22 protein-coding genes and 1 pseudogene are annotated in these 26650 nt (G+C 41.7%); 14 read left to right on the forward strand and 9 right to left on the reverse strand.

Annotation, left to right across the window (positions count from 1 at the left end):
• A partial coding sequence (locus tag G7B20_RS12785; protein WP_164111809.1) for a hypothetical protein occupies positions 1–584 on the reverse strand: 584 nt, incomplete at its 3' end.
• Between the two features lie 786 nt (positions 585–1370).
• Between G7B20_RS12785 and G7B20_RS12790 the strand changes: the two genes are divergently transcribed.
• From G7B20_RS12790 to G7B20_RS12805, 4 genes are read left to right on the forward strand one after another with little or no spacing between them, the layout of a single operon-like run.
• Entirely contained in the window at positions 1371–1724 is a 354-nt protein-coding gene (locus G7B20_RS12790; RefSeq protein ID WP_164111810.1) for a hypothetical protein, read from the forward strand.
• A gap of 58 nt (positions 1725–1782) precedes the next feature.
• Positions 1783–2280 carry a hypothetical protein gene (locus G7B20_RS12795; protein WP_164111811.1) on the forward strand — a complete coding sequence of 166 codons (498 nt, stop codon included), beginning with the start codon at positions 1783–1785 and terminating at the stop codon, positions 2278–2280.
• A complete protein-coding gene (locus G7B20_RS12800) occupies positions 2252–2428 on the forward strand; it encodes a hypothetical protein (protein ID WP_164111812.1) in 177 nt (58 codons plus the stop codon). Before G7B20_RS12795 ends, G7B20_RS12800 begins: the two co-directional genes overlap by 29 nt.
• A gap of 32 nt (positions 2429–2460) precedes the next feature.
• Positions 2461–3120: a hypothetical protein gene (locus tag G7B20_RS12805; protein ID WP_164111813.1), complete on the forward strand. Its 660-nt coding sequence runs from the start codon at positions 2461–2463 to the stop codon at positions 3118–3120.
• 199 nt (positions 3121–3319) lie between these two features.
• Here the strand turns inward: G7B20_RS12805 and G7B20_RS12810 are convergent, their stop codons facing one another.
• Both G7B20_RS12810 and G7B20_RS12815 read right to left on the reverse strand, forming a co-directional pair.
• Entirely contained in the window at positions 3320–4279 is a 960-nt protein-coding gene (locus G7B20_RS12810) for a hypothetical protein (protein ID WP_164111814.1), read from the reverse strand.
• Position 4280: 1 nt separating this feature from the next.
• Positions 4281–7241, reverse strand: a complete 2961-nt coding sequence (locus G7B20_RS12815; protein ID WP_164111815.1) for a fibronectin type III domain-containing protein — start codon at positions 7239–7241, stop codon at positions 4281–4283.
• Positions 7242–7564: 323 nt separating this feature from the next.
• Here G7B20_RS12815 and G7B20_RS12820 point away from each other — a divergent pair, with 323 nt between their 5' ends.
• The 8 genes from G7B20_RS12820 to G7B20_RS19505 all read left to right on the forward strand — a co-directional run bounded on the left by G7B20_RS12820 (position 7565) and on the right by G7B20_RS19505 (position 14235).
• Complete coding sequence (locus G7B20_RS12820; protein ID WP_164111816.1) at positions 7565–7795, forward strand: hypothetical protein; 231 nt, start codon at positions 7565–7567, stop codon at positions 7793–7795.
• Positions 7782–8069 carry a type II toxin-antitoxin system RelE/ParE family toxin gene (locus tag G7B20_RS19775; RefSeq protein ID WP_164111817.1) on the forward strand — a complete coding sequence of 96 codons (288 nt, stop codon included), beginning with the start codon at positions 7782–7784 and terminating at the stop codon, positions 8067–8069. The genes G7B20_RS12820 and G7B20_RS19775 overlap by 14 nt, the downstream gene beginning before the upstream one ends.
• Positions 8070–8421: 352 nt before the next feature.
• Complete coding sequence (locus G7B20_RS12830; RefSeq protein WP_164111818.1) at positions 8422–9816, forward strand: aminopeptidase P family protein; 1395 nt, start codon at positions 8422–8424, stop codon at positions 9814–9816.
• The gene (locus G7B20_RS12835; protein WP_164111819.1) at positions 9806–11980 is read left to right on the forward strand and encodes a S9 family peptidase; all 2175 of its coding nucleotides are present in this window, start codon (positions 9806–9808) and stop codon (positions 11978–11980) included. The genes G7B20_RS12830 and G7B20_RS12835 overlap by 11 nt, the downstream gene beginning before the upstream one ends.
• Before the next feature lie 84 nt (positions 11981–12064).
• Positions 12065–12763 (forward strand): DinB family protein, encoded by a 699-nt coding sequence (locus G7B20_RS12840; RefSeq protein ID WP_164111820.1) that lies wholly within the window; start codon positions 12065–12067, stop codon positions 12761–12763.
• A gap of 99 nt (positions 12764–12862) precedes the next feature.
• Positions 12863–13033 (forward strand): hypothetical protein, encoded by a 171-nt coding sequence (locus G7B20_RS12845; protein WP_164111821.1) that lies wholly within the window; start codon positions 12863–12865, stop codon positions 13031–13033.
• Between the two features lie 496 nt (positions 13034–13529).
• Entirely contained in the window at positions 13530–13805 is a 276-nt protein-coding gene (locus G7B20_RS19500; protein ID WP_240466010.1) for a hypothetical protein, read from the forward strand.
• Positions 13759–14235 carry an EamA family transporter gene (locus tag G7B20_RS19505; RefSeq protein WP_240466011.1) on the forward strand — a complete coding sequence of 159 codons (477 nt, stop codon included), beginning with the start codon at positions 13759–13761 and terminating at the stop codon, positions 14233–14235. The genes G7B20_RS19500 and G7B20_RS19505 overlap by 47 nt, the downstream gene beginning before the upstream one ends.
• Before the next feature lie 354 nt (positions 14236–14589).
• Here G7B20_RS19505 and G7B20_RS12855 read toward each other — a convergent pair whose 3' ends face one another.
• From G7B20_RS12855 to G7B20_RS19780, 4 genes are all read right to left on the reverse strand, one after another.
• Entirely contained in the window at positions 14590–16653 is a 2064-nt protein-coding gene (locus G7B20_RS12855; protein WP_164111822.1) for a heavy metal translocating P-type ATPase, read from the reverse strand.
• Positions 16654–16681: 28 nt separating this feature from the next.
• The gene (locus G7B20_RS12860; protein WP_164111823.1) at positions 16682–17965 is read right to left on the reverse strand and encodes an efflux RND transporter periplasmic adaptor subunit; all 1284 of its coding nucleotides are present in this window, start codon (positions 17963–17965) and stop codon (positions 16682–16684) included.
• A gap of 8 nt (positions 17966–17973) precedes the next feature.
• A complete protein-coding gene (locus tag G7B20_RS12865; RefSeq protein WP_164111824.1) occupies positions 17974–22284 on the reverse strand; it encodes a CusA/CzcA family heavy metal efflux RND transporter in 4311 nt (1436 codons plus the stop codon).
• A 190-nt stretch (positions 22285–22474) separates the two neighbouring features.
• The gene (locus G7B20_RS19780) at positions 22475–22828 is read right to left on the reverse strand and encodes a DUF6660 family protein (protein ID WP_164121806.1); all 354 of its coding nucleotides are present in this window, start codon (positions 22826–22828) and stop codon (positions 22475–22477) included.
• 255 nt (positions 22829–23083) lie between these two features.
• Between G7B20_RS19780 and G7B20_RS12870 the strand changes: the two are divergent.
• Together G7B20_RS12870 and G7B20_RS12875 are read left to right on the forward strand one after the other, a co-directional pair.
• A pseudogene (locus G7B20_RS12870) lies at positions 23084–23458 on the forward strand (thioredoxin fold domain-containing protein); the annotation flags it as partial.
• A gap of 126 nt (positions 23459–23584) precedes the next feature.
• Positions 23585–24145, forward strand: coding sequence for a DUF4230 domain-containing protein (locus G7B20_RS12875; protein ID WP_164111825.1), 561 nt, complete (start codon positions 23585–23587; stop codon positions 24143–24145).
• On the opposite strand, the gene bioB is transcribed toward G7B20_RS12875, so the two are convergent.
• Together bioB and G7B20_RS12885 are read right to left on the reverse strand one after the other, a co-directional pair.
• Positions 24138–25124 carry a biotin synthase BioB gene (gene bioB / locus G7B20_RS12880; RefSeq protein WP_205600218.1) on the reverse strand — a complete coding sequence of 329 codons (987 nt, stop codon included), beginning with the start codon at positions 25122–25124 and terminating at the stop codon, positions 24138–24140. The genes G7B20_RS12875 and bioB overlap by 8 nt on opposite strands.
• Before the next feature lie 80 nt (positions 25125–25204).
• On the reverse strand, positions 25205–26587 hold the full coding sequence (locus G7B20_RS12885; RefSeq protein ID WP_240458412.1) for an arylsulfatase: 1383 nt from the start codon (positions 26585–26587) through the stop codon (positions 25205–25207).
• Positions 26588–26650: the final 63 nt, after the last annotated feature.

Raw genomic sequence — 26650 nt, forward strand, 5'->3', positions numbered from 1 at the left:
ACAAGGGGCGAACAAGGTGCGAACAAAGTCACTACCTCTCTCCTGTCGGACACCTCGTTGCCGCCTGCAAAAGCATTACCTATCTGCGGCTCTTTCTCTGGGTTTTGTTGGCGCTTGGCCTGTTCTTCGGTTGTTCCTTGGTTATTTCTTGCTTGTGAACCATCTGCTACGCCACCAGTAGGCGACAGATAAGTAGCGCTAGCCCCTACTGGCGACCTGCCAGAACCTGCGCAAATACCACTTTTCCCCGATGAACTTCCGATCGATTCCCGATCAAACCCCGATGGTGATCGGGGATTCATCGGGGATCCATCGGGGATCGACCGTGTTTTGGCAGAATCAAGGCCGGACAAAGGCAGGCCTTGGGCAGAATGAAGGCTCCCCTTGTCTTCGCCCGCTCTACCGTCACAGCTCCTTAACTCCCGCTCGTCATTGCGATGAAGCAATTCCGAAGGGCTCATCGTAGATAATCTATCGTTTTGTTCTATCGGGCGACTAGAAAGATCTTTGTCACTCTGTAACTCCGTTACTTTGTCACTTTGGCCAACGGCCATACCTCTTCCACCCCTAAAAAAATGTTTCATTTTTCAAGATTTTAAATTGTTTTTCAATGGACTTGAAGAACTCGCTACGCGAGGTTTTCGAGTTCATTAGTGTGACCTAATGAAGGTGGCACCGGAAAAATAGACCGGTCAATATCCTACCGTACCTAATCCCTGATCAGGTCACACGGTTCAATAAAATAGTTAACTGAATATCAAGGATGTGCCAAATGAGAGTTCAAGTATATAATCGGTTTACAATGCACACCGCAAGAAATAGAAAAGTCATCCTAAATGACTAAGCATCCCAAGCTACTCCGGCGACTTGATCAGATTTTTGTAAAGTTGTTTTTTCATCATTGCTCCTTAGTTTATAATCGTGGCCAACTGAGCAATGAACCTTATATAAAAGGAATATCCATCAAAAAAAGAGATGGGACAAACCTTATTTCCTATCGAGGGTCCTAGGAGACCTTAGTGCGAAAACAAGAGATTGCCCATCTCTCCTTCTGCTACAAAGGTAGAGATTGGGCTTTGATCTCCCGAACTTGCGCACTATGAAAATTTCCTAGGTTTTCGATAGCAAGATTCAGCGTCAATAGCCAAATAACATAGCGGAAACAGCTATAAACACCACTTCCACTTTTCAAAGGTAAGCATTATTTCGATTTTTACAAAAATAAGTGTGCAAGTTTTAAAATGAAAATTATCTGATCTACTGTAAAATGCACAATGCAAAAAATAAATAGACTTTCATTATATCTCATTAACGCTATTAAGTACAGAAGACTTGTTCTGGGAGTATCAGCCTATCAATTTGCTCTGAATTTGAAAAAAAGCAGAAACTATGTATCTCAAATAGAAAATAGGGATGAAGATAGTCAATACAACTCCGCTGACTATTCCCTTATAGCAGATGCCTTAGGTTGTGGGCTGTCCGACATCACTCCTCCTGATGATTGGCAGGTGAGTAATTCGTATGATAAGGTAGACAAAGTCGTGGTATCCCTTACGGATCCCGCATTTGCGAGAGAAGTCATAGCAGGAATACACGCAAGCCCCAAAGCCTATGTGCTTAACGATATAAAAGAGCTTTTGAAGCATCTGGCACTGAGCAGCAAGAATCCTGAAGAGGTAGCCGTCGTTACCAAAGTGTGGGAAGAGTTTATGGCAAGCCTATAATGTTATGTTTGACAGTAGCCTTCCATATCATCTTGTGCAGATACGAAAAAATAAGTTCGTGACATCGGAAACTTATATCCGTGAGTATATCTTCAAGTTTCACCTGCATAACACGAAGGGTTGCATCAAATATATCGCCAGTATAAAGGAATACCCGGAAGGACTGCTGACCATGGATTATTACCCTAAAATAAGTCTAACTCCTAAAGTATATTCACTGGATTCGATACAGGATTTACGGTATCGAATGCTCACCAAACAGAATTCTTTCGGCAGGATTGGAGGCACACTCATGGATATCATGGTTATGTTTCAAAACAGATATAATCTCAGGATATGGGGATTTCTGGCGGCCAATCTGATACGGGAAGACTCGAACGATAACAATAAGCGGTACAAGACCTATTCTGAAATCCTAAGACGATCGTTTCAGGACGATTATAAAGTTTTCGGAAACCAGAAAAATTCTGTTATCTTTGTAATACCTAAAACTCTGAGCAAGAGCACAGAGGGTATAATAAAACGATATGAAGAAGTCTTTGCAGAAACAAACTAAGTGTGAAAGCCCGAAGGAAGCTTATAAAGCGACCAAGGCTCTGCCTGCTGTTCCAGCCGAGAAGAAAGAGAACAGATTCAAAGGTATGTCTGAAAATCTAGTTCAATTTGAGCCCCTTTATATTCCTGGTTATAAAATCAGAGGATAGCCTTTCCTTTCGCTTCCTATAGTAATGCGCTCTTGATCGAAGTCGAACATATAGTATCGGTACGCAAACCTGAAAAACCAGACGTGGTCATGTCGCGCATGGACTATGTGATCATCTGTCAGGTAATCGAAAGGCTCAACGAAATCGGCATGAATGATGATGAGCTTTCATTCCTCCTTGGAAAGCCCAATAATTACGTCTTTGGCTTCATCGTTAAACCTAGTGACAAGAACAGATTCCACGAAGATCAGATCGACCTACTGCCCTACCTGCTCGATTGTCCTTTTTCAAGAATCATCGTCAATGGTACACCATCGGGCAATATACACCTCCATCATACCAAAGAGATTAACGAAGATGGGTATAAAGGGTTTTCGCATATCATTTACAACGAGAATGGCGAGGGTACCCGTGTCATCTGGAAGAAGAAACAGGCTCCAAAAGGTACGACACGCAAAACAAACCAGTCGCTCTTGGCCATGCTCAAGCAATGGGTAGCTGACGGTTATTTCAACCGGAACCAAAATGCACTGGAAATCTACAAAAAGCTGAAGGCTGAAAATGTAGCATTCCCTATCAGCGAGCTCGAAAAGTGCCTCAAGGTATTATGCGGCACAGGTCAACAGCTTTTAGAAAAAGAATCTATTGACGGACTGTTGATGTACTGGAATCCTTTACGACAGACTGATTAGTCCCTGGGCGCGAGCGTCCTCGCTCGTATCCATATTAACCTTTCGAATCTTTAATCCATTAGATCATGGGGATATTTCCCTACTTATCTCCCTAAAAATAAACAGAAAATAGCAGATATGAAAAAGCACTAATCATTCGAATAGTGCTCGATATATGCTACGACGATTTATTGGTCGTATGACATCTCGTATCTAAATATTATTCCAAAACGTACAGAACATTGTTAGAATCTCGCAGGTACAATTTACCTTCGTGGTATACTGGTTTGTCAAACTGGGCATCTTCCTCTAAAGGAAAATCCTGTATAAAATCTATCTCGGAAGTATTCAGATCAAGAGCGCCAAACTTGGCATTCTCTCCACGGCCAGATACAAACCAAAGCTTGTCATCCGTAATGGTATTGTTAGGCGCGAATGGAGAAATTCCAGAATCCCAGTATTCTTTTAAATCTTTATTAACCAATAATTTTCCTTCAAAAGGATCTATTACTTGGTAATACCGGCCTCCATATCCCCTCAACAACTTATGCTTATAATCGATCTGAAAATCCACAAGATTATCAAACTCCCATAACATCTCTCCAGTTTTGACACTTAAGCCGATGATTTTGGAGTTGCTTACGTTAGCATCCGTACAGCTAAAAAACAATATATCGTCTATAGCCTGCACTGAGCCAAAAATCTTAAAACCATCGGGTAAAGTGTAGTGCCAAATCCTCTTAGTTGTGACTAAATCGATTCTTATTAGTTGTTTGGTATTGAAACTATCTCTAAGTAAAAGGACATTTTTATCCAACAAATTGAAATAAGCAAAACTGTATGGAATTGACCATATTAAGACACTACCATCATACAACTGTAAGACTTCATCCTCGCTTCCTTTACAAACTATTGTCTGCCTATTATCAATAGGCTCTATAAAATTAGCTTCAACTGTAATCAACAAAAAAAGCTTATTATCATCTTGATCTAAATAATAAAAACGTTCGCCTTTACTAACATATATAACAGAGTGTCTTTCATAAATGTCCGTAAAATCATCTATCACACTTATATCTCCCTTAATATCATACCTATTTAACATAGTATCAGTAACTGTGTATATACCATTCGACATAAACACTTTCGCAATCTTACTCCTACGATCAATTAATTTCATACTATTTAACATCTATTTTGATAAAAACATTTTCTAAATTTTCCTTCAAGGTTTTCTTAAACTTATTGATATTTCTTTCACCTATAAACTTCTCTGCAAGATCCTTGGTTATAGTATCCATATTATCAATTGCTCTTTCCATATTCTGCTTGAAATTAGCAGGATTTTTCTTCCCATCAAAGACCCATCTTATCTGATCTAAAGATGTCACTTCTCTATTACTTAAATCTTTTAAAAACTGTTCAGAAAAATTATTAGGAGGTACTTCTTGTACAGACTTAAACTCATAAAGAACTTTACGACCGCTAGTTTCAGTGACACTTACATCCACATATCTCCTGCCAGCATCGGTTTTGAACATATCTTCAAAGGTCAGTTTCTTACCACTAAAATCATCGAGGTTTTTGCCTATATATTCTAAAGTCCAATTTGCACCGTCCCTGAAATTATAATCCCTTCCTAAGCTTTTTACAAGATCATCAAAATTTTCAAGTTTGATGCCTTTTACATCCAGATTATCTATCACTTTACTGATATTATCCAAAACATCGGTATAAGATTTACCCGAGACGCCCGATATCTCTGCCAGATGCCGTATATCCACCTTTAACTCGATCAGCTTTTTATTCGTAGAAAGATCTGTGAGCTTTATTAGCGCATCATTAGTTTTTCTGAGATTGGTATGTCCTGCATCATTTAAGGCATTCCAGCTCTTAGCTAAAGCAGTTCTTTCAGATACCGAAGCATTCTCGAATAACTCTTTTAGAACTTTACTGTTGTCAAGATCACTTCTTAATAAGTTTCTTGTTGCATCTGTCCAATCTAACTCCCTAAGGAATCCATCTATGTTGCCAAGAGTCTTATCGACATTGACAGTCCCCTCTTTTTTACCTTTCAGGAACTTAGTATAACCAGCTAGTTTGCTCGGCGCTATCAACAACTCAGGGAGCAGCAGTCCTACATTCAAAGATAGTAATTCGCGGTATCCTTTTTCTATAGACTGTGCTAATATTTCTGCCGAAATAAATGCTGGCACAATGATATCATCCCCGCCGAAGCTGAGTACCGTAGGGTATGTTCCCGTAAAATGCTGCACCGTAGCTTCGTTACAGTCTGCTACAGTACTTTTATTTAAATCAATAAGACCGCTACCAAACTTAATGGTATTATCTGCTGTCGAGAGACAGGTAACCACATACATGTTTTTAGACACTTCATTATCCAAAGAGGTAATGACACGTCTAGGCTCCTCTTGACCTGTCCAGGTTGTCGATAATGCATTTACAAAAACCGCTATAAAATCGTCCTGTCTGTCAAAACGTTTTAATAGGCGCATCGCAAAACGTATATCCTCATTGACTCTCGACGCCAGGAAAGAAGGAGTTATATGTGCAACGACATTTAATATTGCTCTCTCTTTTCGATCGGTAACAAATGTTCCGGATTCAAGCTTCTTAATAAACGCCCATTTCTCCTCGTCACTGAAAGTTTTCAGTACAAAATCCGGAGCTTCAGCAAGAATATAATCTATCGTATTCGTCTGACGTAAAGCACTCTTGAACCCTGAAACAATTTCCTCACTATAATGATCGGTATATCGGATACCTTGCTGCTCAAATATGTGCTGCATTTCCTTATGCCGCTTTGTAGAAAGACTGATGGCAACACTATCCCCGGTTTCAAAATAATAAAACAGTCCAAAGTGAACAGTATTGTCCAAGACCTCAACCGAGCCTGAAATCCGATCTCTCGTCAATCTCACCTTTCCTTTTTCAAGTGATAGCTTTCCTTCCAGATTGAAAGTATGGGGTTTTCCATCGATAACCGCTGTATACTTCTTGTCTATAGGAATACTGGTTATGACATGCTCCCGGATAATCTCTTCGAACTCTTTGCTAAGGAAAAGTCGATAGTCATAATCTACTGTTTTGCCAAAATTGTCTCGAAGCCAACCTAGGAGTTTATCGTAATCTATATGACTGGTCAATTCATTCAGTGCCTTAGCTTTTGATCCCGCTTCCGAATTATCTTTCGCTGCGAGACGTTCTATCTCTTCACGAGCTCCCTCCACAACTTCGAATAGTGACTCGGTGGCTTTTACAGCGTTATCGATATCTTTGGAGTCTTTTGAAGTAGAGGCTGTTCGCGTCTGTTTCTTCGCGTCTTCGTATTTAGATATAATATCTTGTTTCTTCTCCTCCGGCAGCTTGCTTTTTTGTATCTTTTCGACAAAACCTTCGGAATCGAATACATCTTCTAAGAGACCCAAGAGCTCTTCTTTATTCTTCTCCGGATCTTGTGCAAGCTCTTTCAACTTATCTTTTTTATCCAAAAGCTTGGTCACAACATCAAACAGCAATTCTCCGATCTCCTTCACTTCATTACCAATCTCACTAAAGGTCGGCGCATCCTTCTCCTCCCAATCAACATCGAATATAGAATTGAAAAAGCCACCGATCAGCTGTCCTTCGGTATTGACTTCGATATTATCAAATTTAACTGCCAGACGTACAAAGCCCAGGAATGGGACATCCACATAGCCAATACCGCTGAACCGGCCATTACCGCCCTGTACACGTAAGAGGGTAACGGCAAAATCGCCTGCCATCACCACATCGCCCTGACGGAGTAGCTCCATAGGCTCGCGGTTGCTGATGCGGATATCAGGTCTGACACCACAGTCGGCCAGATCGACCTTGCGGGTCATCAGTGTTGTAAAGGTGGTGGGATCACTGAATACCGTACGCGCCTGGTCACAGACGGTACCTACACGCACTTCGTAAGCCGTATTCTCCTGAAGACCTGTGAGGGTATAAGTGCTACCCTCGCTATCGTAGCCAAACCAGGCATTGGCCGGATTACCAGCGACCCGGTACTCGACGCGGTAGGCTTTGATCTGCGGGTCGGCAGCCCACTGTACCTCGGCACGCCCATGCGGCAGTGGTGTGATACGTACCGACATCGGGGCCATACAGGGGGCCTGATGCAGGAAGGTATAGATTCTGAGAAGTCATAACTGGAATACACGCAAGCCCTAAAGCCTATGTGCTTAACGATATAAAAGAGCTTTTGAAGCATCTGGCACTGACCAGTAAGAATCCTGAAGAGGTAGCCGTCGTTACTAAAGTGTGGGAGGAGTTCAAGAAATAATCTGTATATTTCCTCTATAAAAGCATTAAAATGGATGAGGAGAGTTACAAAATTCGCCTTAGATTACAACGCAATTATATTGCGTATCATGGAGAATTTATGTAAATTTGCTATACTACTTAAATTCAACAGAGTATGACTACAATTACTGCAAAAATATCGAACGAGAAGGATGTAAAAGTTCTTAGAGAAATCTTAGAGCGTTTCGGTATATCGTATGTCGTCAATGAATCCCCTGAAGATTATAAACTTTCGAAAGCTCAGATTGCTGATTTTGAAAAGACGCAAAAAGAGTTTTTAGAGGGAAAATCTACTGCCAAAACTTGGGATGACATAAAAAAAGAGCTTAATAGTGTACACTCTTAAGCTACTAAAGAGAGCTGAAAACGAGCTGTTAAATTCCTGCGATTGGTACGAAGAGCAAAAAAAGGGATTGGCCCGACGTTTTCTTAAAGAGCTGGACACACGTTTTAAGTTGATAACAAAAAACCCCCAGTTATACCAGACTCAAGGCGATGGCAACATTCGTTGTGCACCTCTAAAAAAATTTCCTTTCTTAATTATCTACTGGCATGACGAAAGTCTGAAAACAGTTTTCGTGATATCTATATTTCACACCAGCAGGGAGACCATTCTTTAAGATCATTCTATTATTGATATTTTTGACAGATGATCGAAGTCGAACATATAGTATCTGTACGCAAACCTGAAAAACCAGACGTGGTCATGGCACGGATGGACTATGTGATCATCTGCCAAACAGATCCATGGAAAGAAACAACCTCCCATAGCAGCCGCCCGTCCACTTCATGGAAAAGTCCACAATGTATAAAGGATCGTTCGTCAAGTCCATGGAGAAAAACCAGTCCTCTTGGGAGTCCATGAACGACCCTAAGTGCAAATTAGTATATCTCCACACCCCTCCCTAGAAGTCTCACTTTTTTTTCCAAACTTTACCTCCATTATTTCAAACACTTAATCTAGGTATTACTATGTTTTCGGTACAGACTTATCAATCCCGAAGAGCAGCGCTTCAAAAGCAAATCTCCAGTGGTGTCCTGCTCTTCTTAGGGAATATTGAGAATCCTATTAATTTCGAGCATAACACCTATCCTTTTCGTCAGGATAGTACTTTTTTATATTACTTTGGCATTCCTGCTCCTTATCTAGCTGCCATTATCGATATAGACAATGATAAAACGATCATTTTTGGCAATGAGCTGAGTATAGATGATATCGTATGGACCGGACAGCAGGAGTCGCTGAAAGATAAATCCTTAAAATGTGGAGTGCAGGAAACGCTTCCTTTCGCACAATTGGCATCATACCTACAACAAGCTAAAAAAATTGGTAGGACTATACACTACCTTCCGCCGTATCAATCCAGCAACAAACTATTGCTTGGCGAATTATTGCAGGTCAACCCGAAGGAAATAAATCCCTCTGTTCCATTTATCAAAGCCGTGGTAGCACAACGATCGATCAAAGAGAACCAAGAGATAGCTGAAATCGAAAAAGCATTGACAGTCTCTACAGAAATGCATCTATTAGCTATGCGTACGGCTCAGGTCGGTATACAGGAACGCCATATCGCCGTTGCCATCCAACACTACGCGTATGACCACAACTGTAACTTTGCTTATCCACCAATAGTGACGGTACATGGAGAGATACTTCACAATGCTTATCAACAGAACTTCCTAAAAGAAGGCGATATGATACTGAACGATTCGGGTGCGGAGACGGCTATGGGCTATGCAGCAGATCTCACCCGGACTTTCCCGGTTTCGGGGCGCTTCACTGCACGCCAACGGGACTTATATAATGTCGTACTAAAAGCTTTCGAGGGAGCGAGAGAGCGTCTGAAACCAGGGATAAAGTTTAAGGATGTACATCTGCTTGCAGCAAGACATCTTGTCGAAGGTCTTGTGGCGGTAGGACTGATGAAGGGAGATCCGGAAGAGGCTGTACAGGCACATGCACACACCCTATTCTTTCAATGTGGATTAGGCCATATGATGGGGCTCGATGTACATGATATGGAAGATCTGGGCGAGCAGTATGTGGGATACACCGAGCAAGAGCCTAAGGATACGAGTACATTTGGTCTTAAATCTCTACGCCTGGGACGTGAACTACAAACAGGATTCGTGCTGACTGTCGAACCGGGGATCTACATCATACCGGAACTTATCGATATGTGGAAGAAGGAAAATAAGCTGTCCCAGTTCATTAATTATGACCTGCTGGAGTCGTACCGTGATTTTGGCGGTATACGGATAGAAGATAATTTCTTAATTACCAATGAGGGTTTCCGTATGTTAGGCCCCGAGTTAATCAAATCAGTAGAAGATATAGAAAACTATAGAACCAATCATGTACAATAAGATCACACGCATTTTACTAGCCTTATTCGCAGTTCAGCTCTTTTGTCTGGCGTCGGCGGCAGCGCAGACGCAATGGACTGAAGATGGCAATGGATACTACGATTTCTCTAAAGATGGTATCGTCATTGTCGACCTCTTGCACGCCAACAAACGAGAAGTATTTCTTGCGGCCAAAGACCTTACTCCAACAGGACAACGCTCACCACTGGAAGTGCAGAGCTTTCAATTGTCACCAGACAAAAAGACGCTCTTGTTATTTGCAAATACCAAACGGGTATGGCGCGAAAATACGAGAGGTGACTATTGGCTGTACAACCTGAACAATAAAGCGCTGACACAGTTGGGCAAGGGACTGCCGGAATCGTCATTGATGTTTGCTAAATTCTCGCCCGATGGAAAACAGGTGGCTTATGTCTCTAAACATAATATCTACATAGAAGATACCAATACGCTAGACTATAAACAGATAACGCAGGATGGCACTGATCGTATGATCAATGGTACCTTCGACTGGGCCTATGAAGAGGAATTTGGCACGAAGGACGGTTTCAGATGGTCTCCGGATGGAAAAAAAATAGCCTACTGGAAGCAGGATGCGAAAGATACACGCCATTTCTACATGATCAATAATACAGATAGCCTGTATTCGTTTATCATTCCTGTGGAGTATCCGAAGGTAGGACTCAAGCCTTCAGCTACCAGTATATGGGTGTATGACCTAAATAATAGCACCAACAAGCCGATGGATATCCCTGGTGATCCCAGCCAGCATTATATCCCACGCATGGAATGGACGCTGGATGCGAAGTCTGTGATATTACAACAGCTGAACCGCAAACAGAACGAGAGTAAAATCATGCTTAGCGATGCTAATACAGGAACTAGCCATACAATACATACCGAAACTGACCCTGCTTGGATAGATATCAAAGCACGTTGGAATGACGGTGATCCCAGTGGATGGGACTGGATGGACGGAGGCAAAGCCTTTATCTGGCTCTCGGAAAAATCAGGATGGAGACAGATCTATAAAATCGATCTTCAAGGTAAGGAGACGTTGTTAAGTAAAGACAACTTTGATGTGATCCAGATAGACCGAATTGATCCCCTATCCAAAAGTATTTACTTCAGCGCCTCTCCACTCAACGCAACCCAAAAGCATCTTTATCAGTTGTCTTTTGCAGGAGGTAAAGCAAAACGGATTACACCGGCTGAACTGAAAGGTACGAACAGCTATACGATCTCACCTAATGGAAAACTGGCTATTTTTACCCAAAATAGCACCACGGCTTATAGTAATGGTTCCGTAGTATCCCTGCCTGCTCATTCGCAGCTCATCCCTCCTACGCGGGAGATGCAAGCGGACAAAACCATACCGCACACGGAGTTTTTCCAGGTGACAACGGTGGATGGAGTGACACTGGATGGCTGGATGGTGAAGCCTAAAAACTTTGACCCGCAGAAGAAATACCCGGTAGTCTTTTACGTATACGGTGAGCCTGCTTCGCAAACAGTGACGGATAACTTTTACGCAGGTAAGAACTTTCTGTATGCTGGTGATATGACCGAGGATGGTTATGTCTACATCTCGCTGGAAAACCGTGGTGCTCCTGCTCCTAAGGGACGTGAGTGGCGCAAATCCATCTATAAAAACATAGGTGTAATCAACATCAGGGACCAGGCTATGGGTGCCAAAGAAATTTTCAAGTGGGGATTTATAGATACGGACCGTGTGGCTGTATGGGGATGGTCCGGAGGTGGGGCTTCTACCCTCAATCTATTGGGGCAGTATCCGGATATATACCAAACGGGGATCTCCGTAGCACCCGTGACCAATCAACTCTTGTACGATAATATCTACCAGGAACGATACATGGGATTGCCTCAGGAAAATGAAGCTGATTTTATAAAAGGATCGGCACTGACCTATGCCAAAAATGTACGGGGCAATCTCCTACTGATTCATGGTACGGGTGATGATAATGTACACTATCAGAATGCGGAAGTATATATCAATGAGCTTATCAAACATGGTATCACCTTTGACATGATGGCCTATCCGAACCGCAGCCATTCGATCAACGAAGGGGAAGGCACATCGGAACATTTAGCTAGACTGTACACGCGATACCTAAAGCAACACTGTCCACCAGGCGCTAAATAGCAAAAAACAAATAAAACTTGTCAGATGGCAAGTTTTATTTGTTTTATACTGACTATTATTGTGTTACCAAAAAAAAACACAACAATGAAAAAGCTATTTAAGGAATACTGTCAGCCTCGTCTAAAATTGGTAATAGCCATAAGTAGTCTGCTCGTCCTATCATTACCACAATCTTTTGCATCTACGAGCAAAGACATTTTAGATCAAATACCTCAAAACTATAGTACACAAATCCTTGTCAGGCAAGATAGTGGTGATATTAGCAAGCTTATACAATACTATGAGGATACCAGTCTAGCTTTGCAAAAGAGCATTTCTGGGCTGAGTAACGAACAGCTACAATTTAAACCCGATCAAAACCACTGGTCTGTTAGTCAATGCCTAGAACATATCATACTCACTGAAAAAATGCTCTTTGACATGATACAACAACAGCTAGGAAAAGATTCTCAATCAGATCCTACAAATCAACGTAGTCAGACTGATGAAGAAATTTTAAAAACAATTACTAATCGAAGTCAAAAATTTCAGGCTCCAGAAATGTTACAACCCAAAGGTCAATACGAAAATACCAGTGTGGCTTGGGCAGATTTCGACAAAGAGCGTAAGTTAATAATAGATTACATAAAAAGTGCTGATATTGTTAAGTTACGTAGTCATTTGAGTAAATACCCTACAGGCGTAGCTGATGGGTATCAAAGTCTGCTATTTCTAGCTGCTCATACCGCCAGACATACCGCCCAGATTCAAGAAATAAAATCCAACGCCAATTTCCCAAAGTAATTGCGGATTATTCTTGACAATTTAATTGAAAGCTTGTATCTTTATTATCAAGGTGATATCTCTATTCCAGTCGTATCACCTTGATATAAATCTAAGTACATGAGAAAATTTAAATTAGATCGGACATTGGTACCTATAGCCATGTTATTATTAGTTTTTGGAATAACAAGCAATGAAACCTATATCAAGTTTACATTGATGGGTGTATCTATCCTTCTAAATTTCACGGCTCTACTAATTAATACCCAACAGATTAAAAACAAGGAATAGTATCTTGGATATTCTATGGTGCTTTTTTGCAGCACTCACTGTGCTATAGCCCATCTAAACCTTAACTTGCCTATGCACCATTGGTTATAGGTACATCAACTTACTGATTCATAGCCCCTACGACTATTTAATATTTCTTCATCACCTATATCCTATGAAGAAAATTTTGTAGTCTTGTGCTTCCGATGTTCTTTCAGTTTTTTATTATTTAATGATCATGGAACAGTATCTAACGATCATATTATAGGGGTAAATATTTATGCCAACTAAAAACACGAAAATAGCCCTTCCTGCGCCGCTTCTATCTATAGCTTGTTTACAAGGCGGAGCCTCTATTGCAAAGCAATGATTTCCAGCTATAGGTGCCATTGGTACCAACACCTTACGCATTGGATTATCTGCTATATTACTTACATTAATCAACCGTCCTCAGTTTTCTAAATTCACCGGACAATAATGGTGGTACGCTGCATTGTATAGAATCGGTATCGCGGCGATGAACCTTATTTTCTATATGTCCATACAACGTATTCCATTAGGTCTAGCCGTCACTGTCGAATTTGTAGGACCACTTTTCTTGGCTTTATCCCTTTCACGCAAGCTACTTGATACCGCTTGGGCTCTCCTAGCCTGTATAGGTATATTACTGATCGTTCCCTGGACAAATAGTGATGTAGACCTCATAGGATCTGGTATTAGCTTTATTAGCAGGTACGTTCTGGGCCATGTATATCGTCGTGGGAAGCAAAGTATCGAAAGTCATGGAGGGTAAAGACGCAGTAACAACAGGTATGCTATTTGCGACGTTAATCATCATTCCATTCTCCCTTTGGGATGGCGCTATATTTCAGGTTACCCCTCTATTACTATTTAATGGATTTGGTGCCGCTATTTTCTCTAGTGCGCTCCCATTTTCTTTAGACCTCGTCGCGGTTAAGCATCTAACTTATAGGACTTTCAGTATCTTAACAAGTCTAGAACCAGCTTTTGCAGCTTTTTTAGGATTGCTTTTTCTGCAAGAAGCCCTTACATTTTCACAATGGCTATCCATCTGTTTTGTTATAACGGTCAAATGCTATACCTGTATACCAGAGATAAGACGCCAGATCATATGGCCAAAGTTAGCTTCTGCGGGGACACAAGTTACAATGCATAGATCCAATAGCTTTTGCTATAGCGATGTAAGAACAGGCTATTGTTGATTATATGTGTAGAGAAACCGCGATTCAAAAGTGTCCAATCTTTTTTATAAAGGAATCCTCGATGTTGTGGGATAGTTAATCCTCTCTGACTTGGCAGTGCCTGACAGCATATGCGAAGGCTGTTTACAGCACATATATTAGGAAACTGTTTTTATTACCCTTCCATGGGAGGCTATCTACATCAATAATACCGAACGAAAACAATCCATTCCGGTGGTAGCAGCAACTTATAAATCGATGTGCGCAACCTATGAAAGCTTGGGGTACCCCTAATTGAAGTACCCAAGCTATCCGTAGCACAGCGAGCAGATTTCATTCTACCGCAACTTGAATAAATTCCTCGTAGATCTCTATTTATTCAAAATTAAAGCGCTGTATCCGTACCGCATTCAGAATCGCCAATAAAGCTACCCCTACATCTGCAAATACCGCTTCCCACATCGTAGCCAGACCTCCTGCTCCTAGCACAAGAACAATAGCCTTTACCACAAAAGCCAGTACAATATTTTGCCATACGATACGTTTAGTTTTCTTGCCAATACGTATAGCAATAGGAATTTTACTCGGTCTATCATCTTGTATGACCACATCGGCCGTCTCAATAGTAGCATCACTGCCCAATCCGCCCATTGCTATCCCCACATCACTGAGCGCCACTACCGGAGCATCATTGACACCATCACCAACGAATGCCACCGATTCGCCTTTACTTTTAATCTCCTCAACTCGCTTTACTTTGTCTTCTGGCAACAAATCTCCGAAAGCATGGTCTATACCAAGTTCCTTAGCGACATACTGCACTACCGAGCTCTTATCACCACTTAACATAGTAGCTTTGACTCCGCTCCTATGTAATTGTCTAATCGTCTTTAACGCGTCGTCTTTGATCCGATCCGAAATAGTGATATATCCCGCAAACTGCCCTCCGTAAGCGATTGCGATGACTGTGAAGACGATAGAAGCAGGATCGATATCGTAATCGATAGAAAACTTGTCCATCAATCTAAAATTACCCACCAACAGCTCCCTGCCTTTTACGGAGGCCTTCAACCCATGTCCAGCTATCTCCTCTACCTCTTCGAGCACAAGACTATGATCCAGATCACCTACATAATTATGGATAGCTGTCGCCACAGGATGCGAACTTTTACTTTCCAAGCTATTGACCATAGCTAGGATTTCCTTTCTGTCAAATCCATCTGCTAACTCGAGCTTCTGTACTTCGAAAACACCTTCCGTCATAGTGCCGGTTTTGTCCATCACCACGTTCTGTATGTCTGATAGAACATCTAAAAAGTTGGATCCTTTAATTAAGATTCCATTGCGGCTAGCAGCTCCAATCCCTCCAAAGTATCCCAACGGAATTGATATTACTAAAGCACAAGGACAGGAGATCACTAAAAACACCAATGCCCTATAAAGCCATACAGTAAACTGATAATCCGTAACGAAGAGTGCGGGTAATAAGGCTATGGCGACAGCCAAAAAGACAACAATAGGCGTATAAATCTTGGCAAACCTGGAGATAAACAATTCTGTAGGTGCTTTTTTGTTACTGGCATTCTGCACCATCTCCAAAATCCTACTCAATTTGCTATCTGCATAAGCCGTAGTAACCAGCACATTAACTAGGGTATCTAGATTGATCATTCCTGCCAGTACTACTTCGCCCTCATATTTGGTATCAGGTTTACTCTCTCCAGTGAGGGCAGCGGTATTAAATACTGCTTTTTCATTCATCAGGATACCATCCAAACCTAGTTTTTCACCAGCTTTAAGCTGTATGACATCATTGATTCGTACATCTTTCGCTTTGATCTGCAACGCTACTCCATTACGCATCACTGTAGCTTGATCAGGCCTTTGGTCTAGCAAAGACTTAATATTAGATTTAGCACGCGACACTGCCAGTGTCTGAAAGCTCTCTCCAACGGCATAAAATAACATCACAGCAACGCCTTCCGGGTATTCACTAATCGCAAAAGCACCTAATGTCGCAATCCCCATCAGGAAAAACTCAGAGAAAAAATTACCCCTAAATATACTTACCACAGCATCCTTTAAAACGGGGAGTCCCACCGGGACATAAGCGACTAGATACCAAAGTACCCTAACCCAACCTTTGAACCATTCCTTCGGATAATAATTATCGATACCTAGAGCTACCAACAATAAGACCAAACTCATAATAGCTGGTATAAATAGCCTTAAATAATTCCCAGTCCCCAAATCATGACTATGGTCGTGATCTTCGTCGTGAGAATCCGCTTCGACATCATGCGTGCAGCAATCGCCTTTCTCCTTTCTATTTTTTGAACCTACAAGTTCGGAAGCCCCCGCTTTGTCGTATATTTTCTGACTTTGTGTACAACAAAGCTGTCTCCCCATTTCGTCATATCGATGTTTATGTTCGTCCATACTGTTAATTTCATCAAATTTTGTTGTATTAATGTGAATGTCCGCCTGTATTACTTAATTTTGCATTGATAAAGAAAGCTCCTTTAGTGACTACCTGTGTATCCTTCGCCAGATCAGAGACTGGAGTTATCGCAGTGTACCCCAAATCAGACACACCTATGGCGACTTCAATCTTTTCAAAATTGACTCCATCTCCTTCCTTTTCTCCTTTCGCATGATTATGTTCATGGCCTTCTCCCTCTTTATGTTCATGCCCCTCTTCTTCGTGATGGACCTCACCTTCTTTATCGGTCATTATAAAAATATAATACTTACCATCCGCTTCGACGAGGGCATCATTGGGAACCGCAAGTGATTTTTTTGTATTCAAATCCAATACACCGATCGTATTCATACCATCAATCAACCCATCCTTATTGCCTAATACGTCACAATGCACGGCAACAGACTTGCTCTCATTTTCAAATGAAGCACCTATTCTGAAAACCTTTGCTTTATACGTCAATCCAGGATTATTAGTCAGTGTAAAATCAATAACTTGACCAATCTTCACATTCGGCAAGTCTTTTTCAAACACCTGCAAGTCGAGATGAAGCAGACTATTATCAACAATTTCTATCACGGGGGAAGAGACGTCGACATAGCTACCTATCTTGGCAAAGACATTGCTAACTGTTCCGTTTATAGGACTTTTGACCAATAAAGAAGATCTTAAATTGCTATTAGAAAGGTTCTTTGCGTCAATCCCCATCAATTCAATCTGCTGCTGTAAAGACGCTCTTCGGGTACGTAGCGTATTCATTGTCGTCTTTGCTGACTGTAAGTTCTTACCTGCTCCTGCATTTGAAGCGTTTAGCTCCTCTTGCCGTTGCAATTCCTGCTCGGCCAATATAATCTGACTTGACACCGTCAGGTACTCTTCTTGTAGCTGAATAAATTGTGGGTTAGTGATAGTGGCGATGGTTTGTCCTTTCCGCACATAATCCCCCAACTGTACCGTAAGGCTCTTGATGACTCCACCGTACAATGATGTCGCATTAGCCTTATTACTATTGGGCACACTCAATTGGCCATTGACCTTGATCGTGGAAGATAGGTTTCGATATTCCAGTCCAGACCATGTGATACCTACCGAAGCGATCTGTTCCATATTTAGAGACGCTATAAGTGACTCCTCTTCATCATGCCCTCCGGCCTCCTTCTCTTCAGTCCCTGTGTGTTCGTTACCTGTATTCTCCGATTTATTTCCCTTACAAGCAACTGCCAATAACAGAACAGCAATAACCGGTAATATTTTTATATTTAATTTCATCCGTGTCTCTATTTATTAGTCAAATAATTAATCTGTATAGCCGACTTATTGTACAGGTTCAACGCATCGAGATGATTTTGTCGAATCGCAATGGCCTGCCCTAAAAATTGGCTGAGTTCAGCAAAAGCAATTTCGCCTGTATTGTAACTCAATGTTGCAGCTTTAATAATTTCATTGGCTTGCCTAAGTCCTGAAGTTTCATAAAACTTAAGCAATGCATTATTTTTATCCATTTCGGCCAATGCGACCGATTGATCAGTCCGTAACTGCTGTTTGGCATAAAGCAAAGTCTCTTCTTGAGCTTTGACTTCAGCCTGTGCCGCACGTACTTTATTACGGGCCGCCGAAATACCAAATAACGGGAAAGAGGCACCTACTGAGAAGCCCGTTATCGGGTCGTTCATCCCTAAAAACCGCTGGGAAAAAAAACGGCCTGAAAAATCGGGCATATTACTGTTTTTTTGTAACTGAACATTAGAGGATGCGACAGCAATACTTTGTTGTTGTATCGCTAATATCGGATGCAATACACCTTCTTCTAAAGTCACCATTTTGATCTTTTGCATAGGTTCTGCGACCGGAAGTATCCATTCATTGCGGTTGGTCAATAACATTAACTGTTGCTGCTCTACCACCATATCTTTCTTATTCTGTTCGATCTGCGCACGAAGTTCATTCAGCTTTGCTTCTGCCGCGATACGATCTAGCATAGCCACATCTCCCGTCCTTACACGCAGATCAGTAGCTTTAAATAAATTATTATAAATGCTATCCAATTGAATAAGTAGCTGCTGTCGGTCCTGCAAATACCACAGTTGAAAATACGCAGTCCGGACATCTCGTCTTATTATTGCAGATAGTAAATCCCTATTTAGTTCCACATACTTCAGCTGTTCGATAAAATACTTCCTTCGCGCGGCGTACAATCCCGGCCAAGCAATATCCTGTGATATACCAATATTAAAGTTTCCATTTTTATTCGAAGGTTGCATTTCCTCGTTCTGAGCAAAAATATTGACTTTTGCGATATCGTTTGCTGTCTTTACCGTATATCCTGCCACTTCTACTTCGGCTTGATTCATTTTATACTGTAAATTGTTTTTTAAGGCACTATCGATCAAAACATCCACAGAAACCCGATTCTGAGCATTTGCAAATAACAAGCCCATGCCCACGAAGAAAATAGTCATAGTGGTTTTCATAACATCCTGCTTGCGTATTTTTAATTTTGAATTAAATATAATATATAATAAAGGGAGCACAAACAAAGTCAAGAAGGTTGCAGTGACCAGCCCTCCAATGACCACCGTCGCCAAAGGCTTTTGGACTTCGGCACCAGCGCTCGTACTGATGGCCATCGGTAAAAAACCGAGAGAAGCTACAGTGGCAGTCATCAATACCGGACGCAATCGGATTAAAGTCCCTTCCCGTACACGTTGCAACACATCAGTAACTCCATCTTTTTGCAGTTGATTGAATGTGCCTATCAGCACTATTCCATTTAACACAGCTACTCCAAATAGGGCGATGAAACCGATTCCGGCGCTGATACTGAAAGGCATATCTCGTAGTAAAAGTGCAAAGACTCCACCGATAGCACTCATTGGGATAGCGGTAAATATTAATATTGCCTGTTTGAAAGAGTGAAAAGTAAAATACAATAACATAAATATCAACAATAAAGCTATTGGCACGGCAATCAATAGACGAGCGGACGCTTTCTGGAGATTTTCAAACTGACCGCCATAGGTAAAATAGTATCCCGGAGGTAGCTTCACCGTCTCCAACTTCTGTTGTATATCTTCGACTACAGACTGCACATCACGCCCCGACACATTAAATCCAACGACGATCCTTCGCTTTCCGGATTCTCTACTGATCTGAGCAGGACCAAGTTTGTAATCTATATCCGCCAATTGGAATAAAGGGACTTGCACACCACTAGAAGTCGGCACCAACAGATTTCTAACATCGTCAATACTGCTTCTATGCGTACTATCCAACCGGACAACCAAATCAAAGCGACGTTCATTTTCGTAGACACTTCCAGTACTCTTGCCCGCAAAAGCCGTACTTACAATATCGTTGACATCTTGGATTGTCAATCCATAATTGGCAATACGGGTACGGTCATAGACGATATTGATTTGCGGTAGACCACTTACTCGTTCGATCTGTGGTGGCGTAGCCCCCTCTACAGTCTGTATGACAGCGCCTACCTGATTGGCATAAGTTGCCAAAGTATCCATATTCTCACCAAAAATTTTCACAGCGACATCCTGACGGATACCGGTCATCAGTTCGTTAAAACGCATCTGTATCGGTTGGTTTTTCTCGAAGAAGACTCCAGGGATTACCTCCAGTTTTTCTAGAATAGCATCACCGAGTTCTTTATACGTCCTACCCGATTTCCATTCACTCTGCGGTTTCAGGATTACCATCATATCGGTAGCCTCAGGAGGCATCGGGTCGGTAGGTACCTCGGCCGCTCCTGTCTTACCGACGACCATGCGCACCTCCTCAAATTCTTTAATAATGCGGGAGGCCTTCATAGAGGTTTCAATACTCTGATTAAGCGAACTCCCCTGAGGTAAGATACAGTGAAAGGCATAATCCCCCTCTTCCAGCTGTGGAATAAATTCACCTCCCATTCTACTGAATAGAAACATAGAAAATCCAAACACCAATACAGTCAACCCTACTACAATATACTTAACCTTAATTACATTTTCCAATACTGGTTTATACCAGCCCTGAAGTTTGGCAATCATCTTATCGCTAAACGTATTCTTACGGCTGTTCTTTTTCGGTAAGTACAGGGCACACATCATAGGAATATACGTCAACGAAAGAATCAACGCTCCAAAGATTGCAAAGCCCACTGTTTTGGCCATTGGCGTAAACATTTTACCTTCTACCCCAACTAAAGTTAAGATCGGAATGTATACAATAAGGATAATAATCTCCCCAAAAGCCGCACTTGTCCTTATTTTCGATGCCGACTCGAATACTTCGTCGTCCATCTGTGTCTGAGTAAGTCGCTCTGTTGTCTTACGTAATCCCAGATGATGTAGCGTAGCCTCTACCACGATGACCGCTCCGTCCACAATCAAGCCAAAATCAATAGCGCCTAGACTCATCAAATTCGCACTCACCCCGAATACATTCATCATCCCAAGAGCAAATAGTAAGGACAATGGAATAGCCGATGCTACTATCAACCCTGCTCTTAGGTTTCCTAAGAACAACACCAATACGAATATAACAATAAGAGCCCCCTCAATAAGGTTCTTTTCAACAGTTTGTATAGCCCTATCTACCAAATCAGTACGATCGAGATAAGCCTCTATTACTACATCATCAGGGAGAGATTTCTGAATCGTAGGTAGCTTCTCCTTGATACGCTGAACCACTTCATTACTATTTTCTCCCTTGAGCATCATGACCACTCCTCCAACCGCGTCCACCTCCCCATTGTAGGTCAGTGCACCATAACGTACGGCGCTTCCAAATCGCACATCAGCCACATCCTTTATATATACCGGCACTTCACCTACCGTCTTGATCGCAATATTCCCTACATCTTCCAATGAGGTGACCAATCCTACACCGCGTATAAAATAAGCATTGGGCTGTTTATCGATATAAGCACCACCCGTGTTCTGGTTGTTCTTTTCAAGTGCAATGAAAAGCTCAGGGATGCTCACATTCATCGCTCGCAACCGATCGGGATTGACAGCGACCTCGTATTGTTTCAACTGTCCACCGAAACTGTTAATTTCCGCAATACCAGGCGTACCATACAATTGCCTAGCGACAATCCAATCCTGCATTTCGCGAAGACTCTTGGCATCGTATTTACTTTCGCTTCCTTTCTTGGGATGGATAATATACTGATACACCTCACCTAGCCCCGTACTCACAGGAGCCATCTCGGGACTACCAACACCTTCCGGTATCTTTTCAACGGCTTCTTTTAGTTTTTCATTGATCAGCTGCCTGGCGAAGTAGATATCTACTTCTTCTTGAAACACAACGGTGATCACCGATAGACCGAATCTGGAAATACTCCGGATCTCCTCCACATTGGGGACGTTGGCTATACTCTGTTCGATCGGAAATGTGACCAATTGTTCTACCTCCTGACCTGCCAGTGTTGGCACAGAAGTAAATATCTGCACCTGATTATTCGTGATATCAGGCACCGCATCTATAGGCAATTTTGTCGCACTCCAGCTTCCCCAAATAATGAGCGACAAGGTCATCAACCCTATGATGATTTTATTCTTTATACTAAATCGGATAATACTATCTAACACGATAATTCAAATTAAGTCTTTAACCCTATTTTAAACGAAATTATGAGCATCAAATCTTTGCGGATAATAACTATTGAATGAACCTATAAGAAGACAACAATTAATACTAAATATTGTTGAAAGTATCGTATATTAAATTTCAATAAAATTGACTCCGTACATACAGGTGTATGTATATCTTAAGATTTGACTAGACTTGAAATTTAGGAGGTTGCCAAACACTTCCACTATAGTCAAAAATGGATGTTTCCTTTTTGAAAAATTGATCTTCGATCTGATAAATCAAGGGTTGTTCAGGGCTCTCGTACCAAAAGCAAGATACTTCTGTAATGTGAGCTCCACAGCAAGAACAACCGCACAAGGGGGTACAAGTATCGCCTTGTTCGTGATCATGAGAATCGGAATCTAAATGTGTTAAGTGTGTTGGTGTTTGTGCAGAGAGCTGGTCTGTACAGGGCACCATAGCCAGTACAAAGATATAAATGGACAATATAGAGGTCAACCATCTCAACACGAACAATATTACATATTTCTCACAAAACATCCAAATAATAAACGCCTATCCCACACGATCAATAGCTTAGTTTACATCGTCCAAACAAGGATGACAACCCATTAGAGTGAGAAAAAACCAGATATGTAACAATAGAATAACATATATAACTGTGATTAAATATTGCTTACTATAAAAGTAAACAATATTACACATGAAAACACTAGTATTAAGCTTCGTATGAGTCTTAAGTTATAAAGCAATTTCGTACAATCTGCTTCGACAGAAGAGGTATTAAATTCCGCTGTTGCGAAAGCTGCAAAGGAAAACAAAAATGTGCAGACCTTATTTCACGTATCTTGGTGCGGATGGTGCCATAAGATGAAACCTAGTCCGAATCATCCAGCCATAAAAGCCTACTTCGACAAAAACTATGTCGTTGCAGATTTTACGGTATACGAGAGAAAAGAGAAAGAAAACCTAGAAAAAACCAGAGCCACTGACCTCCTGAAAAAATACAACAATGCTGATCAAGGTTTGCCAAGATGGCTTGTCTTTGACAACAAGAAAAATTTGACTGCAGACCCGCAAAGCAGACCTCAAGGTGCCACATTGACTACAAAGGGACAAAATATGGGCTACCCTGCTGCACCAGAAGAAATCTTGTATTTTATAAACTAACTAGAGATAAGCTCGCAACTTAGCACCAAAGAGCTTGAAGAGATTGTTACAGTTTTCCGAAAAACTCAAGCAAAGCGCTAATTAAATCTGATAGCTTCATCACAAATGAGAAACAAATATAAGCCGATGAAAACATTACTAAGATTTCTTGTCCCTCTTGTTTTGATCGGGATTATTGTGTGGCTAATAAAAGACAAATTTTCACCAAATACCAAGGTAGAAAGCAAACATCAGATTCTAGTAGAACGAATTGAAGCGATGGGAAAACTGGAATTGGTCAAATACCGATTTAGCGACGTAATCGAGCACAAAAATATAAGCACCTATCTACCGGAAGCCAGTGTCTTACTTATCGTAAAAGCGGACGCAGTCGGTTGTATCGATCTCAGTAAACTTAAAGCAGAAGATGTCGTAGTGTCCGGAGAATCTGCGTCTATCACCCTGCCAAAGGCAGAACTTTGTTATGTTAGGATTGACCACAAGGCGTCTAAAGTATACGACACTAAAATGGCTTTCTTTAGAGAGGCGGACTTAGTAGATGAAGCATTCAAAGGTGCAGAGGTCGAGATCACCAAACAGGTTCAAAAATCAGACATACTCGCACAAACACAGTCCAATGCGCAACATGTATTACAACCTCTGCTAGAAGGACTTGGATTTAAAAAAGTAAACCTTACTTTCAAGTAGTTTTACATACTTTAGGTTTCAGACCTAGACGTGCAAACATCGTCATATCTTCCGACATTCCGGGATTAGGGGTTACGAGTAGCGTTTCCCTTTCTCCACTGAAAATAGAGTTGGCTCCTGCCATAAAACACCAGGCCTGTTCGGTTTCGGTCATTTCGACACGACCGGCGCTGAGTCTCACGGTCGATGCGGGCATAATGATACGTGCTGTAGCTATCATTCTTACCATATCCCAGATCTCTACTTTCGGATTATTCTCCAACGGAGTCCCTTTGACACGCGCCAATGCATTAATTGGAACTGATTCGGGATGCAATTCCATTGTGGCCAAGGTGAGCAGCATCGCTATTCGGTCGGCTGTGGTCTCTCCCAGGCCGATAATACCTCCCGAACAAACCGTAACGCCAGCCTTTCGTACATTGTTGATCGTATTGATCCTATTGTCGAAGGTCCGGGTAGAGATAATCTCATCGTAGTACTCTTCTGAAGTATCCAGATTGTGGTTATAGGCGTACAAGCCGGCTTCCTGCAGTCTTTTTGCTTGACTTTCTGTCAACATTCCCAAGGTGCAACATACTTCTAGACCGATAGCATTCACCCCTTTCACCATATCGATAATACGGTCAAAATCCCGATTGTCACGTACCTCGCGCCAAGCGGCAGCCATACAGAATCGTGAGGAACCATTTTCCTTGGCCTTTCGTGCATGTGACAGCACCGTCTCTGTAGGCAGAAGCGCCTGTACCTTGATGTCCGTATGATAGCGGGCTGCCTGTCCGCAATATGAGCAGTCTTCTGGACAGCCACCTGTTTTTACCGAGAGAAGCGTTGATACCTGTACCTCTTGCGGATCATGCCACATACGGTGTACCGAAGCCGCTTCGTAGACCAGCTCCATTAGTGGCTTATTGTAGATGGCAAGTAGTTCTGCTCTAGTCCAATCGTGTCTTAAAAGCTGTTTTTGTAGTATTTTCTTCATTATAGCCGCAAATCTACAATCATTGCCCATAAAGATGCTGATCCACTTTTGAGATTTCAGATAGTCCGGTATAACTAGTTTTAGCTCTTCTTCTCAAAAAGCTTATTTTCAGATTCGGTCCGCAGCTTTTCCATCAGCCTTTCTAACTCCTTCACCTTGTTCTTATTCTGTCCGCTTAGATCATTCTTTTCGGATCTATCTTTAACGACATTATACAGTTCTGTCCTTTGAGGTTTGCCATCCTTATAAAAGCGAATAGCTTTCCAATCGCCCAAGCGAACAGCTTGCTTAAATCCACCTTCATTAAATTCCCAGTACAGTGGCCTGTTTACTTTTTGCCTACGAGATGTGAGTTCCTTCGAAAAGGAGATCCCATCTACATTGGTTGGTACCTGCGTTTGTGCTATATCGGCAAATGTAGGCAAGATGTCCCAAAACGTAGCCATGTAGTCACTTACCGTGCCGGGCTTAATATGTCCCGGCCATTTGGCTATAAAAGGTGTACGGATACCTCCTTCATAAAGATCTCGCTTTACACCACGCAGTCCCCCAGTGCTCTCGAATACCCGTATGATATCGTCCATAGTCCTTCCTCCCTCTTTATGAGTGCCGTTATCACTGCTAAAGATCACTAGGGTATTGTCTGATATTCCTAATTCGTCAAGCTTGGCCAATATCCATCCTGTATAATCATCCATACTCGTCACCATCGCAGCATAGGCAGCTTTTGGATAGCGCTGCTCCCCGTAATGCTGTCCAGCAGGTTGTGCCTTCTCTGGAGCAAACACGCTGGTACCATCCACATCTAGATAAGGTTGTAAATATCTTTCAGGCACCTTGAGTTCGGCATGAGGTACCGTAAATGATACATACAGAAAGAATGGATTATCCTTATTTCGCTCTATAAAACTTACAGCTTCTTTGGCGAAAAGTTCATTCACATAGGTATCTTTATCTAACTTTACCTTAACGCTATGTCCATTTTGAAGGCTCCATATAGAGTCACTCAATTGAAAATGCCCTTCTATATGGTGTAAAAATCCGGTAAAGAAATCCCAGTTTTTATTTTCGGGTGCACCAGTAGTTCCTGCTAATCCCAACCCCCATTTCCCGACCATACCGTTGGTATAACCAGCCCGTTTCAGTACCTGCGTGATAATGGTGTCTTGACTTCTAAGAGGGATCTCACCATTTCCACGGATGTATACCTTTCCGGTATGCTGTCCTGTCATCAAACTTGCTCTAGATGGTGCACATACCGTGCTACCGGCATAAAACTGGGTATATCTTCTGCCCTCTGCAGCCAAACGGTCAAGAACTGGTGTTTTAATATATTTTTGTCCATAGCTCCCGATATCGCCATAGCCCATATCATCTGCCAGAATAAAAATAATATTGGGCTTTATAGCCTTTTTTTGTGCTTGAAGTGGAGAAATTAGTATCAAGAGGGCTACTAATGACATAAAAGGTTTAAGTATTTCCATTGTTCGAATATACACAATTTACCATAATGCTCCTAGTTCATA

This window comes from Sphingobacterium sp. xlx-96 (genome assembly GCF_011007365.1).
Classification (GTDB): Bacteria; Bacteroidota; Bacteroidia; order Sphingobacteriales; family Sphingobacteriaceae; genus Sphingobacterium; species Sphingobacterium luzhongxinii.